The organism is Streptomyces pimonensis (assembly GCF_041380215.1).
GTDB lineage: Bacteria > Actinomycetota > Actinomycetes > Streptomycetales > Streptomycetaceae > Streptomyces > Streptomyces pimonensis.
In genome coordinates this window covers 46,590-61,561 of record NZ_JAHWZY010000022.1, presented here as the reverse complement: position 1 = coordinate 61,561, position 14,972 = coordinate 46,590, and the positions used below count along the sequence as shown (strand labels likewise).

The following is a 14,972-nucleotide window of genomic DNA, read 5'->3' as shown; positions in this document are numbered from 1 at the left end:
CACTGGACCACTCCCATCGTACGGTCGTGTGGAGACGGCCGAACGGGGCGCGGACCTGTGACGGAGGAGGAGCGGGAGACCTGTGGGAGCTAGTCGAACCGCACCGCCAGCAGCACCACGTCCTCCCTGGAGTCCGCCGTGTCCGCGCCCTCGGGCAGCACCGCGCGCAGGACGTGGTCGGCGACGGCGCCGGGGTCGCGGCGCAGGGCCTTCGGCACCTTGGCCGCCGCCGCGTGCAGCCGCGCGAAGGCGCGGTCGGTCGGGTCACCGGTGCGGTGCAGCAGCCCGTCGGTGTAGAGCAGGACCGTCTCTCCCGGCTCCGCCTGGACCTCCACGCTCGGCGCCTCCCAGCAGGCGAGCATGCCCAGGGGGGCGGAGACCGACGTCTCGACGAACTCGGTGCGGCGCTCGCCGAGCAGCAGCGGCGGACTGTGCCCGGCACCGGCCAGCGTGATCCGGCGCAGCGCGGGTTCGCAGTAGCCGAACAGGGCGGTGGCCGACCGTGCGGGTTCGGTGAGCCGGAGCAGCAGTTCCAGGTCGGACAGGACGGCGACCGGGTCCTCGCCCTCCATCACGGCGTACGCGCGCAGCGACGCCCGCAGCCGGCCCATCGCCGCGACCGCGCCGGCCCCCGACCCGGTGACGGAGCCGACGGCGAGACCGAGGGCGGCGTCCGGGAGCGGCAGCGCGTCGTACCAGTCACCGCCCCCGTGCGGGGAGGTGCGGTGCCGCGCGGCGAGCCGGACGCCGGCGACCCGGGGGAGACGGGAGGGCAGCAGTTCCTCGGCCATCGTGGCCATGGACGCGCGCGTGCGCTCGAGTTCGAGGAGACGGGCCAGGTGTTCGGCGGCGTGGCGGACGTACAGGCCCACGAGGTGGCGCTGCCGCTTCGACGGCTCGGCCGGCTCGTCGTAGAGCCACACCGCGGCCCCCAGGCGTCCGGCGGTCCCGGTGGCGAGGGGAAGGGCGAAGCTGGCGGCGTAGCCGAGGCGGGCGGCGACCTCGCGGTGCCGGGGATCGAGCCCTTTCCCGGCGGACAGGTCGGGTTCGGCGATGCCGCCGTCGGCGCCGGGCAGTCCGTCGAGAATCCTGCCGTACGGCAGTGAGCCGCGCGGCACCGTCTCCATGTGGCCGAGATCCGCGCGGGCCAGTCCCAGGCCGATGGTGGGGGACGGACCGAGACCGTCGGCGGGTTCCAGGGCGGCGAGACCGCGCCGCGCGCCCACCAGGACGGCTCCCGCGCGCAGCAGTTCCTGGAGCGCCTCCTCGAGCGTGCTCGCGCGGGCCAGACGTTCGGTGAGTTCATGGAGGGTCGTGAGGTCGGAGACCCAGCCGGCGAGCCGGTCCTGGAGCAGCGCGCCCGGCGCGCTGTGGAGGTTTGCCGGGGGAGCCGGGGAGGTACCCGCGGTGACGGACGCGACAGTGTGTGCGGGTGAGGGAACCGTTGAATCGATTCCGGCCACTTTCGAAGGGTGCGGGGCGTTCATGGTGTCCGGCTTTCCGACCGGTACGTACTGCTCGAAAGCATCGCAAACCCCCATGTCATTCTGCGTCGCCGGCAGTGTCTCCACATGTACACGTACTCGTGAGGAGATGTCCAGCATTGTCCTGCTGGGATTCCTGGTGTCCGTGGGGCTGAAGGGAGTTCCCTGCGGACCTCTTGCCCAAAGGTGAAGTTGGCTTGAAACTGCCTCAGGGGGAGGCTTGTTGCGGTCGACTGGCCCTGCTCGACGGAGCGTCACAACGGTCGTGATGGGTACGTACTCGGTGAAGGCCAGGGGTGGTGGAGAACCACTCGGGAACCTGGCGACCGACCCGGGCGTCTTAACCACTGACGACCGTGCCCCATCCTCCCGTGGCGGAGGCGGAGAGAAACACGCGCGACGGCAAACGCCGGACTTCGCCACCCCCACGCCACACCCGTACTTCTGATAGACGCGGTACGGGTGGAGCGGCCGCGGAGGCAGTCCATGCTCGGCCCACTGGGGTTCCCCCTGTCCGGTGCGGGGGTGTGATGCGCCCATAGGTACGCACAGTGAAGTGATCGACACATGACGTGATCTGGACCACGGTGTTGCCAGGCGTGCAACGGAAAGGAACGAGCGCTCATGCGCGAGATCCTCGGAAGGCGACGCAGGCTCCTGTCCCGGCGCGGCGACGGAGGGCCCGATCTGATCGGCGCGGCCCTGACCTTCGCCGCGGACTGGCAGTGGCCCGTACTCCCGGGCGTGGCGGCGGACCCGCAGGGCCGGTCCCGCTGCGCCTGCCCCGACCCCGAGTGCACGGTGCCGGGGGCCCACCCGTTCGACCCCGGCATCCTCGCCGCCACCACCGACGCACGCATGGTGCGCTGGTGGTGGGGGAACCGGCCGACGGCGCCGATCATCCTCGCCACCGGGGGCAGGGCTCCCTGCGCGGTGTCCCTGCCCGCCCTGCCGGCCGCCCACGCCCTCGCCGCGCTCGACCGCCGCGGCATGCGGCTCGGCCCGGTCGTCGCCTCGTCGGCCCGCTGGTCGATCCTGGTGAAGCCGTACTCCATGGAGCAGCTGGGCGAGCTGTTGTACGCCAAGGACTTCGTCCCCGGCTCCCTCCGCTTCCACGGCGAGGGCGGCTACATCGCGCTGCCCCCGTCCGAGACCGCGCAGGGCGGGATCCGCTGGGAGCGCGCACCGCTGCCCGGCTCGGCCTCACCGTGGGTGCCCGGTGTCGAGGCGGTGGTGGACGCCGTGGTCGACGCCCTCACCCGTACGGGCGTGAGCGCGCCCGAGCTGTAGCGGGCGCGCGTACGGCGCCCCGGCCGGGGCGTCCGCCTCTCCCGCGGGCGCGGCTGACGTCCGTGCTGCCGCGGGCGGGGGCCACGCCCCCGGCCCGAGGGCCTCACCGGTTCCGTACGGCCCGCCGCGCGGCAACCGAAGCACCGTGCCGGGAACGGGCCGCCGCCGCGCGGGACGCCGGGCCTTGCCGGTGGCGCCGCAAGGGATTGCAGAAGCTGCCGTCCGGAAACAACTCCCAAGCCACAACTGGCAGTTGGTGAGCAACCGCGTTCCGTGAGCAGTGGCCGGCACGCAAAGACCCGGTTGCTGGCGACGGGGGATGCACCAGCAACCGGGCTACTGGAACGGTAACAAGAGATCGGCGGTTCGCAAATTCGGTCTCGGCTTTCCGGTCACCGATTGCCTTGCCCGGGCCGGAAGTTGTGCATGGGCCGATGGTGCGCGACACGGCGGTTCCGTCGGCCGGGCGGCCGACGGAACACGGAGCGCGGTCGTGCTTCAGCTCAGCGTGACCTGGCGGTTCGTCAGGCCGCCGCGCGCGCGGCGCTCATCGGCGGTCAGCGGCGCGTCCGTGGCCAGCGCGGCGGCGAGCCGCTCGGCGAACTCGGCCGCCGGCTTCTCCACGTCCTCGGCACCGATCCCGCCGGGCAGGTCCCAGACCGGCACGGTGAGCCCGTGAGCGCGGAAGGAGCCCACAAGACGGGTGCCCTCGCCGAGGGAGGAGCTCCCCGCCGCGTGCAGCCGCGCGAGACCGTCCAGAAGCCGCTCCTCGGGGTGCGGCATGACCCACCGCAGATGGTTCTTCTCGGGCGTCTCGCACCAGTACGCGGCGTCCGCGCCCGACAGCTTGACGGTCGGGACGGCCGCGGCGTTGGCCCGCTCCAGGGAGGCGGCGACGTCCGGCGTGGCGTTCTCCGGGTCCGGGACCCAGAACTCGAACCCGCTGTGCACGACCGGCTCGAAAGCGCCATCGGGGTCGAGCAGGTCCTGCAGCCGGGGGCCGTCGGCGGGAGCCCGCCGGGCCTGCACCGGCGTGCCCGGGTCCGCGGTGAGCGCGCGCTGCAGCGTGTCGGCGAGGTCGCGGCTGATGTCGCCGGAGGAGGTCTCGTTCTGCAGGCCGAGCAGGACCGAGCCGTCGTCGCGGCGCAGGGCGGGCCAGGCCATCGGCAGGACCGTGGCCAGCGTGACCGACGGGACGCCCTCGGGCAGGCCGCCCTTGAGCGTCAGCTCGACGGTGGCGGCCGGCACCAGCTCACGCAGCGCCACCCAGTCGCACTCGCCGGGCAGGCCCTCGAACGGGCGGTGTACCAGCTCGGTCACCGCGTGCGCGGCGGCCCGGCCGTGGCAGGCCTTGTACCGGCGGCCGCTGCCGCACGGGCAGGGCTCGCGGGCGCCGACGACCGGGATCCGCCCGTCCGTGGGCTGCGGGCGCTTGGCCTTCGTCTGGGGTCGCTTCTTGGCCATCGTGGGTGTCTCCCGGTTACGGCTCGTCTCGTACGGGCGTGAGCCTAGCCGTTCACGCCACGGCCGACGGGAACCTGTGGACAACGTGCCGACCCCAGGGACATCGCGGGCGGACACGGGGCCGGAGCGGTGCCGTCCCCGTAGCCCTCGGCCGGGTCGGCTCCCGCTCAAGGCCGTCCCCGCTCAAGGCCGTCCCCGGTCAAGGCCGTCCCCGGTCAAGGCCGTCCCCGGTCAAGGCCGTCCCCGGTCAAGGCCGTCCCCGGTCAAGGGCGTCCCCGGTCAAGGCCGTCCCCGGTCAAGGGCGTCCCCGGTCAAGGCCGTCCCCGGTCAAGGGCGTCCCCGGTCAAGGGCGTCCCCGGTCAGGGCCGCTTTCGGCCGGAGCCGCCCTCAGCCCAGGTCGTCGAAGACGTCCGCGAAGTCCAGCCCGGGCAGGCGGGAGACCGCGGGAGCCGTCACCCGCGCGGCGAAGTCCTCGCGTCGGTGCCGGGCTCCGGCGTCCGGGTCGTACACGTCGTCGTGGACGACGACCCACACCGTGACCTCGCCCGGCACCTCGTCGCGTACGCCCCAGTCGTCGGCCAGCGCGGTGATGATGTTCAGCCCCCGGCCGCCGTGTGCCGTGACCGACGGGGTGGCCGGCGCCGGACGGGTCGGACCACCGCCGTCCGTGACCTCCACGACGAGCCGTCCGCACGGGTCCACCCGCCAGGCGGCGCGTACGTCTCCGTCCCCGGCCAGGGCCTCGCCGAGAGGGCGGCCGTGTTTGCACGCATTGCTCAGCAGTTCGGAAAGGATCAGTACGGCGTCGTCGACGACCGAGTCCGACACCCCGCCGTCGCGCAGCTGCGCACGCATGCGGCGCCTCGCCTCTCCCACGCCCGCAGGGCCATGGGGTACGGCCATGCACGACGACGTGGGCACCTCCTGTGCCACCACCAACGCCACCCCCGAGACCTCCTTCGCCCCACGCCACGGTGTGGATGCCCCATGGGCCCGAACCGGAAACCGGCCGATCCGTCAGCGGTGACGCATTCCAAGCGATCGAGTACGCACCGAACGCGCCGGAGCGCACCCCGTATCCAGGTGGCTGGATTTCGTCGCTGTGGCCGAGAGGTGAGGATGCGTCGGAGTCGGGCACCGGGTCAAGACGCGTGCGCGCCCCTCCTGGGGGAGGTGGGACGGGTGGGTCGCCGCGCGGTCAGCGGCCGAGCTGATCGAGCACCGCGCGGGGGCGGTTGGTGATGATGGCGTCCACGCCGAGACGCACACAGAGTTCCACGTCCTCCGGCTCGTTCACGGTCCACACGTGCACCTGGTGACCGGACTGCTTCAGACGCTCGATGCACGCGGGGTGTCCGCGCACGATGCGGATCGAGGGCCCCGCGATCCGCACGCCGACGGGGAGCCTCCCGTCGCGCAGCCGCGGCGAGACGAACTGCGTCAGATGGACCGTGGGCAGCGTCGGCGAGGCGGCGCGCACGCGGTGCAGCGACCGCGCGGAGAAACTCATCACGCGCACCGGGGAGTCCTCCGCGGCGGTGGGCGCGTCGAGGCCGAACCGCTTGAGCAGGAGCAACAGCCGCTCCTCCACCTGCCCCGCCCACCGGGTGGGATGTTTGGTCTCGATCGCCAGCTCGACCCGGCGCCCGGCGTCGCAGACCAGCTTCAGCAGCCGCTCCAGGGTGAGGACGGAGGTGGCCTCCCGGTCCTCCGGGCGGTGCTCCCAGTCGGGCTCCTCGACGCGTGGCCTCCCGGAGGCGTCGCGGCTCTTCCAGGAGCCGAAGTCCAGGGCGGCCAGATCGGAGAGCTCGAGCGCCGACACCGCGCCGCGACCGTTGGACGTACGGTTGACGCGGCGGTCGTGAACGCACACGAGGTGACCGTCGGCGGTCAGGCGCACATCGCATTCGAGCGCGTCCGCACCGTCCTCGATCGCTTTGCGATATGCGGCCAGGGTGTGCTCGGGAGCCTCCTCGGAGGCCCCGCGGTGTGCGACGACTTGGATCGGGCGCTGCCGTGCGTGGGTCACCGCGTCATGGTGCCACCGTGCACGGGTAGACGGGTGCTCGGAGTGGCGTGAACGGTGTCGCCGTCCGGTCGGAGGCGTCGAGTGGCGCACCTTACATGAGTAATGCCCTATATAAAGAGTGGCCCCGGACCCACAGGAACGGCTTATGGTGCCCTGACGGCCCGTGGGAAAAGCTGACGTCATACAAAGGGACACGCACAGCTGCATCGCGCCGGACTCGTGGACGGGCGTGAACGAGCGTGACCGAGTGCGACCGATAACAACAGCCGTGGATCGAGGAGAGAAGCTGTGAGCACCGAGAACGAGGGCAACGCGGTACCCCCCGCCCCGTCCGCACCGTCGCCCGCGCCGGTGGACGCTCCCGCTGCCTCGGCACACCAGGGGCACCCGGCCCCGGGGACGGCTCCGGACCCGGGCTGGGCCGCACCGCCCGCACGGAGCGCGGACCAGGGACACGGATCCACCCCCCAGAACCCGGCGGGCGGGACCGGCTGGGACCCGCACGGCACCCCTGGAGGCCAGGACCCCACCCCTTCCTCCTCCTCCCCCGACGCCTCCTGGCCCCCGCCCCCTCCGCCGTCCACCCCGTCGTACGGCGACGGCGGCGCCGGGTACGGTCAGGGCGGCTGGGGTTCCTCGCCGCAGCAGCCGGCGCCGAAGAACGGCGGCGGGCGCGGCCGTATGCTCGCCGCGGTCCTGGTGGCCGCGCTGGTCGCGGGCGGCGCGGGCGGCGGTCTCGGCTACACGCTGGCCAAGGAGAACGACAGCAACGGCTCGACGACCGTCTCGGCGTCCACCAGCGGCGGCAATGTGAGGCGCGACCCTGGCACGGTCGCCGCCGTGGCCGCCAAGGCGCTGCCGAGCACGGTCACCATCGAGGCCGAGGGCCGCGGCGGCGAGGGCGGCACCGGAACGGGCTTCGTCTTCGACACCCAGGGCCACATCGTCACCAACAACCACGTGGTGGCGGACGCCGTCGACGACGGAAAGGTCTCGGCGACCTTCCCGAACGGGAAGAAGTACGACGCCGAGGTGGTCGGTCACGCCCAGGGCTACGACGTCGCCGTCATCAAGCTGAAGAACGCCCCCTCGGACCTGAAGCCGCTCACCCTCGGCAACTCCGACGAGGTGGCCGTCGGCGACTCGACGATCGCGATCGGCGCGCCCTTCGGCCTGTCCAACACGGTGACGACGGGCATCATCAGCGCGAAGAACCGCCCGGTCGCCTCCAGCGACGGCACCGGCAGCCAGGCGTCGTACATGAGCGCCCTGCAGACCGACGCGTCCATCAACCCGGGCAACTCCGGCGGCCCGCTGCTCGACGCCCAGGGCAACGTGATCGGCATCAACTCCGCCATCCAGTCCACCAGCAACGGCGGCTTCGGCACGGGGCAGGCCGGCTCGATCGGCCTTGGTTTCGCCATCCCGATCAACCAGGCCAAGTACGTCGCCCAGGAACTGATCGAGACGGGTGAGCCGGTGTACGCCAAGATCGGCGCGTCGGTCTCCCTGGAGGACACGACGAACGGCGCGAAGATCACCGAACAGGGCGCGGGCGGCTCCGAGCCCGTCGACCCCGGTGGCCCCGCCGACAAGGCCGGTCTGCAGCCCGGCGACGTCATCACCAAGCTCGACGACCGGGTCATCGACTCCGGTCCCACCCTGATCGGGGAGATCTGGACCCACAAGCCGGGCGACGAGGTCACGATCACCTACGAGCGCGACGGCAAGGAGCGCACCGCGGAACTCACCCTGGGCTCCCGCACGGGCGACAGCTGACCTCACTCCCGGCCCCCGGACCCGTTACCCTTGTCCCCGCGCCGCCGATCACCGGCAGGCGCGGGGAGGCGTGCCCGAGCGGCCGAAGGGAACGGTCTTGAAAACCGTCGTGGCAGCGATGTCACCGTGGGTTCAAATCCCACCGCCTCCGCGCGATGAGCAGTGAGAACGGCCCCTGACCTGGATGTCCGGTCAGGGGCCGTTCTCACGTCCGCATACCGCGACGGCCCGGTGCTCCCCATGGTTCCCCGCTCAATCGGGCACGGTTGGGGCACGGCCACTTCCTGATCTGTGGCTCTGCATGAAGCCGGCAAGGATGGTTATCCCCGCCGTGCACCGTCCTCGAAGGACTGCCCCGGGCCGGGGCCGGTTGCGGTAGTTGTTGTACAGCCGGGGTCTGGTGAGGTCTCCTCCGGGCGCTGATCGCGCGCCACGCGTATGGCCGTTCAGACGGCGACACATGCCCGCCGAGAACGCGAGCTGCCAGGTGGGTGCATCATTGGCCCACCATTCGTGGCGCCTTCAAGGGAGATCTGCATGCCAGCTACCAACAGCACGCTGGGCCGACGCACCCGAAGAACGACGACAGCCGTCGCGGGCGCAGCCGTCGCGCTTATTGCACTGGCCGGATGCAGCTCGGGTGCAAGTGACACAGAGGCGAGCGGCGAGACACGTACTCCGGAGCCGTCAGCAGCCGGCGCATCGTCCGGCAGCGGCGCCGAGGCCGCCGCGCTTGTTCACAGGTCGCTCGACGCGACTTTCGATCAGGAGTACCTGAGCTCGACCCGGCGTACCAAGACCGAGGGGACAACCACTCTGCGTATTGCCCTGGGCGGTGACAGGGCGGCATGTGAGGCACACTCCCGAAAGGGCTCTGGGTACCTCGACTTCATCGTCACCGAATCCGCGCTCTACACGCGAGGCAGCAAAGAGGCCCTCGAACTGTCACCTGAAGGAAAAGCAGACCCGGTGCAGATAGAAGTGATGGCTGACCGGTGGGTGAAGCGTGGCGCCGTCATGTCCGAGGTCATGGGTGAGATGTGTGAGTCGACAACTCGCCGAAACTGGCTGGAGGAACGCATTCCTTCTCTGAACCATCTTGCCGAAGAAAATCCGAGTCAGCAGTCGGTGACGGTGCAGAAACGAAAGGCCATCAAAATCACGTATGAGCGTGCGGGGGGACCGCTGGAGTTCTATGTCGCCGCTGAGGGCAGCCCGCTCCTCCTGTGGGTCACCTATCCGGCCACGGACCTCGATGAATCGTTCAGCGACTTCGGTGAGTCGTTCCGCGTGGTTGCGCCGTCTGAAGCGGTCTCGGAGTTGCAGATCGCGCAAGAGGTCCTCGCGGCTCAGTGAGTCCTTTCCAGACGTGGGAAGGTATTAGGCGATGTTCGCCCTGATGTGAGATGGCGCGTCGTCCGAGTGAGGCTCGAATGGAGCGGAGTAGTGGAACCCTCCTGACAAGCCCGACGATGCGCTACGGTCTGACAACCAACATGAAGTGGATCGCGCTGATGTCGACGGTCAAGCAGAGAACGGCGACAGTAATGGCGGCAATGCTCATCAGTGCCGGCGCAGCCGCGATCGCTTTCCGTACGACCTGGGTAATTTTTTCGAACTGCTCGACTGTGCTCTGGTAGTCGCTGTCGTCGCACCAGCTTTGATTAATCATGACAACCCTTACCCGAAGCACGGAAGGCTCGGTCGATCCCCTCCCCAACCCCCACTCTCCCCAGCTCCCATCCCGTCCGCCGTCGACCCACACACCGTGGAGCGGGCGTGGTTCAGGGCGTCCAGGTGGAGCGCGCCACTGTACGAACGACCTGGACGCCCTGGGCCGCGTCTGCTCGGCTCCGTCTGGGTCGACGGTGGACGGGATGGGAGCACCCCACGCACGCCCCTACGGTCCCGCAGTCGGCGACGGCGCCCCCTCCATCCCGGTGCCGGCCGATGCCCCGCCGGAGGCATTGCCTTGCCCGTCACCGCGCTATGCGGGCTCTACCCTCGGACCGTTGCTTCGCCGCGGCCCCATGGGCCGGCCCCGGCGCCGAAGGCGCAGAGGGGCCGAGCCCAAGGGGCCAGCCCGCGCCTCGCGCGGGCACTTGATGAGATAGAGAAACCTGTAACAGCTCTCGCTCTTACCCCGGTCAGGCCGAAGGCACGTCAGTGATCAGGAGTCGGCTCGTGAATCCGGCTCGGCACAGGTGCTCGCATGTCTTGAGCACGTCGGCGGACACCGGTTGGCCGATCATGAATCCCTGCTCGGGGTAGATCATCAGTCGCTGAAGCGCACCGACCAGCATGTCGATCACCAGGCGGGCGTCGCCGATGGAGTCGACGTACTCATCGAGCGTCATCGGGGTGGAAGCGCTGACGACTCGCGGATCGTCCGGAGTACGGCCAAGCCGCATGACCTGCAGGTCGCCCTCCTCGCGTACGCGGGCCTGCGGGTGGGTGAGGCGTTCGCCCTCCGGCGGACGGGCGTCGACGTCTCCGGTGGCTTCGTCCTGGTCGACGACAACCTCGTCGAAGCCAACGGCGCCTTGGTCTTCGGCGTCCCCGAGTCACACCGGAAGCGGCTGCTTCGGGTCGGCCCGTCGCTCGCGGAACGGGTCGGCCGGCACCTGGAGAACCTGCCCGGCGGGGATGACGCACTCCTGTTCACCACAGCCGGCGGCAAGCCGCTGCGCTACAACCAGTGGCGCGGGGCGTACTGCGACCCCGCCGTGTCGGCTGCCGGGACGACCGGCGTCACCCCGCCCGACCTCCGCGCCTCGCACGGCACCTGGGTCGCCGACCGGTACGGCGTGAGGAACGCCGTTCATCGGCTCGGCCACTCCCACGCGAGCGTGACCACTCGCCATTACGCCCGGCCGGTTTCCGGTCGTGACGACCAGGTGGCCGAAGCGGCGTACTCGTGGTTCGTCGGACACAGAGGCGATGACGACGGCTCCACCGGGGCGCCTATCCGCACATGACCTGTGAGGTGGGTTCAGGTCACCTGGCGACTCCCACTCCTCGAAGCGACGTCCCCTGATCAGGAAGGTCGGTCAGGGGGCGTTGTTCTGGCGTTCTGCGGGAGGCGGACCGCCTGCCCAGGTGGTCGGGCGGCATGCTGTGCCTATGACGAAGGGACGGGTGCGCGCGACCGTCGGCTACAGCCTGCTCACCCTGATGGCTGTCGCAGCGATGGTCTGGACCGTGGTCACCGGCCTCGCGCGGCTGGACCTGTTGGGTGATGCCGTTCTGGTCCGGCTCACGGAGTGCCACGACGAGAGCGCGGGGCGTGCAGGAAGCCGCTCCGTATGCAGTGGCCCTCAGGTGGGCGACGAGACGCACACGGTGGAGATCTCGTACGAAGGCCGCCCCGGAGAGGTCGTTCGAGCGGTACGTAAACCGTGGGGCGGCTACGAACCCGTGGAGACGGGTTTCGTCGCGTGGGGTGTCTGGGTGCTGGCTCCGCTTCTCCCCGCCATGGGGACAGCCGCTGCCGGATGGCTCACTGCGAGGGAGATGCGCCGGGTACGGCGTGAGGCTCGGCGGGCATGACGGTGCCCCTGGGGCACGTAGCGGGCGCGGTGACGTCGACTACGGCCTCGTCGGGGTGTTCGTACTCGACTGACCCGCGGGGAAGCGGTCGGCTCACCGGATCGGCGAAAGGTCTTGGGTACCGTCGTGGCAGCGATGTCACGGTGGGCTCAAACCCACCGCCTCCGCGCAGGTCGTAGACATGGCAGGGCAGAAGGGGTACCCCTCCATGAGGGGTACCCCTTCTGCTGCTTTCCGCGGGCGTGTGCGGCCGGTGCGTGACGGGTGGGTCGTGGACCGGCCGGTCCGTCCGTGGATCAGGAGCGCTCGCGTGCGGCCGGGTTGTTCAGGCAGAGCGCGATGTTCCGGACCGCGGCGGTGAGTTCCTCGATCACCCGGGCCGCCTGTTCGGCGTTGTGGAAGGACGGGCCGCCCGCCAGTGCCAGGTCCAGTTCCTGCGCGGACCGCAGGGCCGGCTCGAGGACCTCGGCGGAGGGGGAGACGGGTGTGGACGCCTCGGCCGCGGCGGCGGGCGCGCTCGTGACGGCCGGGGGAAGAGGCCCCGGCGGCACCGGGTCCGTCACGGGTGCGCCGGTGCCCGTGGGCGCCGGCTCGGACGCGACCGGTGGTGCCGACGGACCGGTCGGCGGCGTGCCGGCCCCCGGTTCTCCCCGGTGCCCGTCGAACGGGGCGGGGGGGACGCCGAAGTCACCGGTCACGGAGGCGCATTCCTCTTCTCCCGGCCGCGACGGCACGGCCGGCACGGGAGGCGGGTCCTGGGAGGTGAGCCGGTCGTGCGGGGGGGCGTCCGGTGTGTGACGCGTCCGGGGGAGCACGAAGTGCTCGAAACCCGGGAACGAGGGAGTGGCGGAGTGCGTGGAGGAACGCGGGCTGTACTCGGCCTGCCACTGCATGCGGTAGCGGTCGACCTGGTCGGCGCAGGCGGTGCGGGCGTGGAAGACGGCCGTGTCCTCCCCCAGGTCCGGGTACCAGAGGTTCGGGCCCGGGAAGCGCACGGTCCGCACCCGCGGCCTGATCGGCTCGGCGCACCCCATGCAGCAGCCCTCCGGCACCATGAGCGGGATGCCGCCGTCCTGCTCCGGCCAGCGGGGGCCGCCCTCCCAGCGGTACTCCCCGTGGCGGCAGGGCGGCAGCTCACCGCAGGCGCGGCAGACGGCATAGTGCTCGGGGAGGACCCGCCAGTCGTGACTGGCCGGGGCGCACCAGTGCTTCGGCGTGGAACGGGGCAGGTTCTCGTTGCGCAGCACCAGCACCACCGGGCGCTTGTAGAACTCGGCCCGTTCGGGAGCCGGTTTGACCGCCTGGTTGTTGGCCCGCCGCAGTTCGTTGGCGTGCCACCACAGTTCCACGTGGTCGCGCCACGCCTTCTCGTAGGATTCCGGCCACCATTCGTTCGGGTAGCCGTTGATCTCCAGGATCCGCCACCCCTGCCGGTCCAATACCACGATGGAGCCGGCCCGCAGTCGCATGTGCGTTCCGTTGTCCCCCTCGTCCGGCCAGTCGTGGCGGCCGATACGGGTGGGCTGGTCTGGGAGCCACCTGCGAACCTGCATGTCATGCTCCTCGGCAATGAAACTTCATAGTTTCAACTGGGGCAGTGGGCAACATTCTGGACAATCAGAACGTTTGGGGCGGTGTAGACACGCGCACGCCATTGACAGCAGATGATCGAAAACGCCTTCCGTTACATCGTTTTCTTTCGCACGACCCCTCGCCACCAGGCTTTCTCGTCTCCGGAGCCGTCATCGGGTCAGGTCTCCGCGGAGCCTGGGACAGCGGCTTCGTGCCCCGGCGACGGGGCCTGACACTCACCCGTACGTGTGGTGGCGCTCGGAGTGCAGCCCCTCCGTACGTGTGCATCATCCCGCAGGACCGTCACCCCGTGCGCCCGGAGTGATCCGGACGCCGGTCCTCAGAGCTCTTCGTCCTCGGCCGGACGTTCCCCGGACGGCCTCCGCAGCGAGGGTTCCGCGACCCCGCCGGACGGTACGCGCGGGGAGGGCTGGAACCGGACGACGGTGAGGCGGGAGCGGTACAGGGAACGGCCGCGGGCCGGGTCGAGCGCCTCGGACCGGAAACGGCCGGCGCACGTCACGGCGGGCAGCGCCTCCACGGGACCGAGGCGCCCGCGTACTGGTCGGGGTGCTCACGCGAAGGCGGGACCAGGTGGGCCGGAGCGCCGGGGAAGGCGCGCTCGGCGGGCCGGAGCAGCCGGTCGGTCTTCCGGTCGCTGAGGGGCCTCCACGGGCAGCCCTCGGGCAGCCCGCCGTACGGCGACGACGTCCGCAGTTCGCAGAGGTCGGCCGGGCGGCCGGAGCCGAGGAGGGCGCGGGCGAGTGACCCGGTCGGCACTTCGGAACAGTGGTGCATCGGGGCCTCTCGGTTTTCGCCGGGGAACACGGACGGGTGGGGGCAGGGGAACAGGGGGTCAGGGGTGGTGCCCCGTCATCCGCGCCGCCGACGCGACCGTCGCGCGGGCTTCCCGTTCGGACAGGCCGGTGCTGATGGCCGCGCCGACCAAGGAGTCCGCCAGGGCCGGACCGATCCCGTCCTCGTAGGCGCGGCAGGCCGCCCAGAACAGGCGGGTGTTGCGTCGGCCCTCGTGCGCCGCGAGCACGAACTGGACGAGTCCCTGGCCGTGCCCGCCGGTCGGCGGGGGCGTCGGATGGTGCGCGCGGGGCGGCGGGAGGAGCAGGCGCAGGAGGGTGGGCGGACAGGGCGCCGGGGCCAGGCGCGAGGTGCCCGGAGCGGTGGTGTACGGGCCCCGGTCGGTGCGGGAACCGGGACCGACGAGGTAGCCGCCGGTGCCCCGGATGTCGATGCCGGGGGCGAGGCGGCCCGCGGAGTTGGGGACGACGACATCCGGCGGGCCGCTCAGCCACAGGTGACGGCCGCCGCTCGGGGTCAGGACGATCACCGTGGCGGGGATCGTGAACAGGTGGCGCCGGGCCAGTTCGCGCAGGGCGGTGAACGGGTCCGTACCGGACTTGGTGTCCAGGTCGACGCCGATGAGGTGGTGCGGGGGCAGCCCGCAGGCGATGCCGTAACCGGTGGCGCGGGGTGCGGCGGCGAACAGTTCGCGGATGCGGGCGGGGTCGCTGGAGGCGTCGTGGACGCCGTGGCCGAAGCGGCCGCACTCGCCGTGACAGGGCGGACCCGCCGGCTCCGGGGTGTCGCGGTGCGGTGAGCGCAGGGCCGGGAGCTTCGTCCGGGACAGGGGGATGACGGCCAGACCGCGCTCGGCGGCTGACAGGGCGTGCGCGAGGACCGGCGTCGTGGCCTGCCGGTCAGTGGCGGCCATGCCTCCATGTTCGTACTTGCGTTCGAAGAAAGGAAGGGGGTGGGACACGACGCGCCGGGGCGCGGACGTCGGTGGG

12 protein-coding genes, 1 tRNA gene and 2 pseudogenes are annotated in these 14,972 nt (G+C 71.2%); 6 read left to right on the top strand and 9 right to left on the bottom strand.

Annotated elements, in window-relative coordinates; translation table 11 throughout:
• Positions 1-89: 89 nt before the first annotated feature.
• A complete protein-coding gene (locus KYY02_RS21810) occupies positions 90-1,604 on the bottom strand; it encodes a PP2C family protein-serine/threonine phosphatase (protein WP_371240362.1) in 1,515 nt (504 codons plus the stop codon).
• A gap of 504 nt (positions 1,605-2,108) precedes the next feature.
• Here KYY02_RS21810 and KYY02_RS21805 point away from each other — a divergent pair.
• Positions 2,109-2,774 carry a bifunctional DNA primase/polymerase gene (locus KYY02_RS21805; RefSeq protein WP_371240360.1) on the top strand — a complete coding sequence of 222 codons (666 nt, stop codon included), beginning with the start codon at positions 2,109-2,111 and terminating at the stop codon, positions 2,772-2,774.
• A gap of 498 nt (positions 2,775-3,272) precedes the next feature.
• Here KYY02_RS21805 and KYY02_RS21800 read toward each other — a convergent pair whose 3' ends face one another.
• The 3 genes from KYY02_RS21800 to KYY02_RS21790 all read right to left on the bottom strand — a co-directional run bounded on the left by KYY02_RS21800 (position 3,273) and on the right by KYY02_RS21790 (position 6,267).
• Positions 3,273-4,238 carry a DUF5926 family protein gene (locus KYY02_RS21800; RefSeq protein WP_371240358.1) on the bottom strand — a complete coding sequence of 322 codons (966 nt, stop codon included), beginning with the start codon at positions 4,236-4,238 and terminating at the stop codon, positions 3,273-3,275.
• Between the two features lie 387 nt (positions 4,239-4,625).
• Complete coding sequence (locus tag KYY02_RS21795) at positions 4,626-5,141, bottom strand: ATP-binding protein (RefSeq protein ID WP_371240451.1); 516 nt, start codon at positions 5,139-5,141, stop codon at positions 4,626-4,628.
• A 295-nt stretch (positions 5,142-5,436) separates the two neighbouring features.
• A complete protein-coding gene (locus KYY02_RS21790) occupies positions 5,437-6,267 on the bottom strand; it encodes a glycerophosphodiester phosphodiesterase (protein WP_371240356.1) in 831 nt (276 codons plus the stop codon).
• Positions 6,268-6,555: 288 nt separating this feature from the next.
• Here KYY02_RS21790 and KYY02_RS21785 point away from each other — a divergent pair, with 288 nt between their 5' ends.
• The 3 genes from KYY02_RS21785 to KYY02_RS21775 all read left to right on the top strand — a co-directional run bounded on the left by KYY02_RS21785 (position 6,556) and on the right by KYY02_RS21775 (position 9,402).
• On the top strand, positions 6,556-8,046 hold the full coding sequence (locus KYY02_RS21785; RefSeq protein WP_371240354.1) for a S1C family serine protease: 1,491 nt from the start codon (positions 6,556-6,558) through the stop codon (positions 8,044-8,046).
• A gap of 64 nt (positions 8,047-8,110) precedes the next feature.
• Positions 8,111-8,197 (top strand) — tRNA-Ser (locus KYY02_RS21780).
• 386 nt (positions 8,198-8,583) lie between these two features.
• Positions 8,584-9,402: a hypothetical protein gene (locus tag KYY02_RS21775; RefSeq protein WP_371240352.1), complete on the top strand. Its 819-nt coding sequence runs from the start codon at positions 8,584-8,586 to the stop codon at positions 9,400-9,402.
• A 121-nt stretch (positions 9,403-9,523) separates the two neighbouring features.
• On the opposite strand, the gene KYY02_RS21770 is transcribed toward KYY02_RS21775, so the two are convergent.
• Together KYY02_RS21770 and KYY02_RS21765 are read right to left on the bottom strand one after the other, a co-directional pair.
• Positions 9,524-9,718: a hypothetical protein gene (locus KYY02_RS21770; protein ID WP_371240350.1), complete on the bottom strand. Its 195-nt coding sequence runs from the start codon at positions 9,716-9,718 to the stop codon at positions 9,524-9,526.
• Positions 9,719-10,193: 475 nt separating this feature from the next.
• A pseudogene (locus KYY02_RS21765) lies at positions 10,194-10,424 on the bottom strand (YdcF family protein); the annotation flags it as partial.
• On the opposite strand from KYY02_RS21765, the pseudogene KYY02_RS21760 reads away from it, so the two are divergent.
• Both KYY02_RS21760 and KYY02_RS21755 read left to right on the top strand, forming a co-directional pair.
• Positions 10,425-11,024, top strand: a pseudogene (locus tag KYY02_RS21760) (tyrosine-type recombinase/integrase); the annotation flags it as partial. It lies immediately after the preceding pseudogene.
• Between the two features lie 145 nt (positions 11,025-11,169).
• A complete protein-coding gene (locus KYY02_RS21755) occupies positions 11,170-11,595 on the top strand; it encodes a hypothetical protein (protein ID WP_371240348.1) in 426 nt (141 codons plus the stop codon).
• Positions 11,596-11,891: 296 nt separating this feature from the next.
• On the opposite strand, the gene KYY02_RS21750 is transcribed toward KYY02_RS21755, so the two are convergent.
• The 3 genes from KYY02_RS21750 to KYY02_RS21740 all read right to left on the bottom strand — a co-directional run bounded on the left by KYY02_RS21750 (position 11,892) and on the right by KYY02_RS21740 (position 14,896).
• Positions 11,892-13,148, bottom strand: coding sequence for a hypothetical protein (locus KYY02_RS21750; RefSeq protein ID WP_371240346.1), 1,257 nt, complete (start codon positions 13,146-13,148; stop codon positions 11,892-11,894).
• Between the two features lie 538 nt (positions 13,149-13,686).
• Positions 13,687-13,947: a hypothetical protein gene (locus KYY02_RS21745; RefSeq protein ID WP_371240344.1), complete on the bottom strand. Its 261-nt coding sequence runs from the start codon at positions 13,945-13,947 to the stop codon at positions 13,687-13,689.
• Positions 13,948-14,023: 76 nt separating this feature from the next.
• Complete coding sequence (locus KYY02_RS21740) at positions 14,024-14,896, bottom strand: bifunctional DNA primase/polymerase (RefSeq protein WP_371240342.1); 873 nt, start codon at positions 14,894-14,896, stop codon at positions 14,024-14,026.
• Between the last annotated feature and the right edge of the window lie 76 nt (positions 14,897-14,972).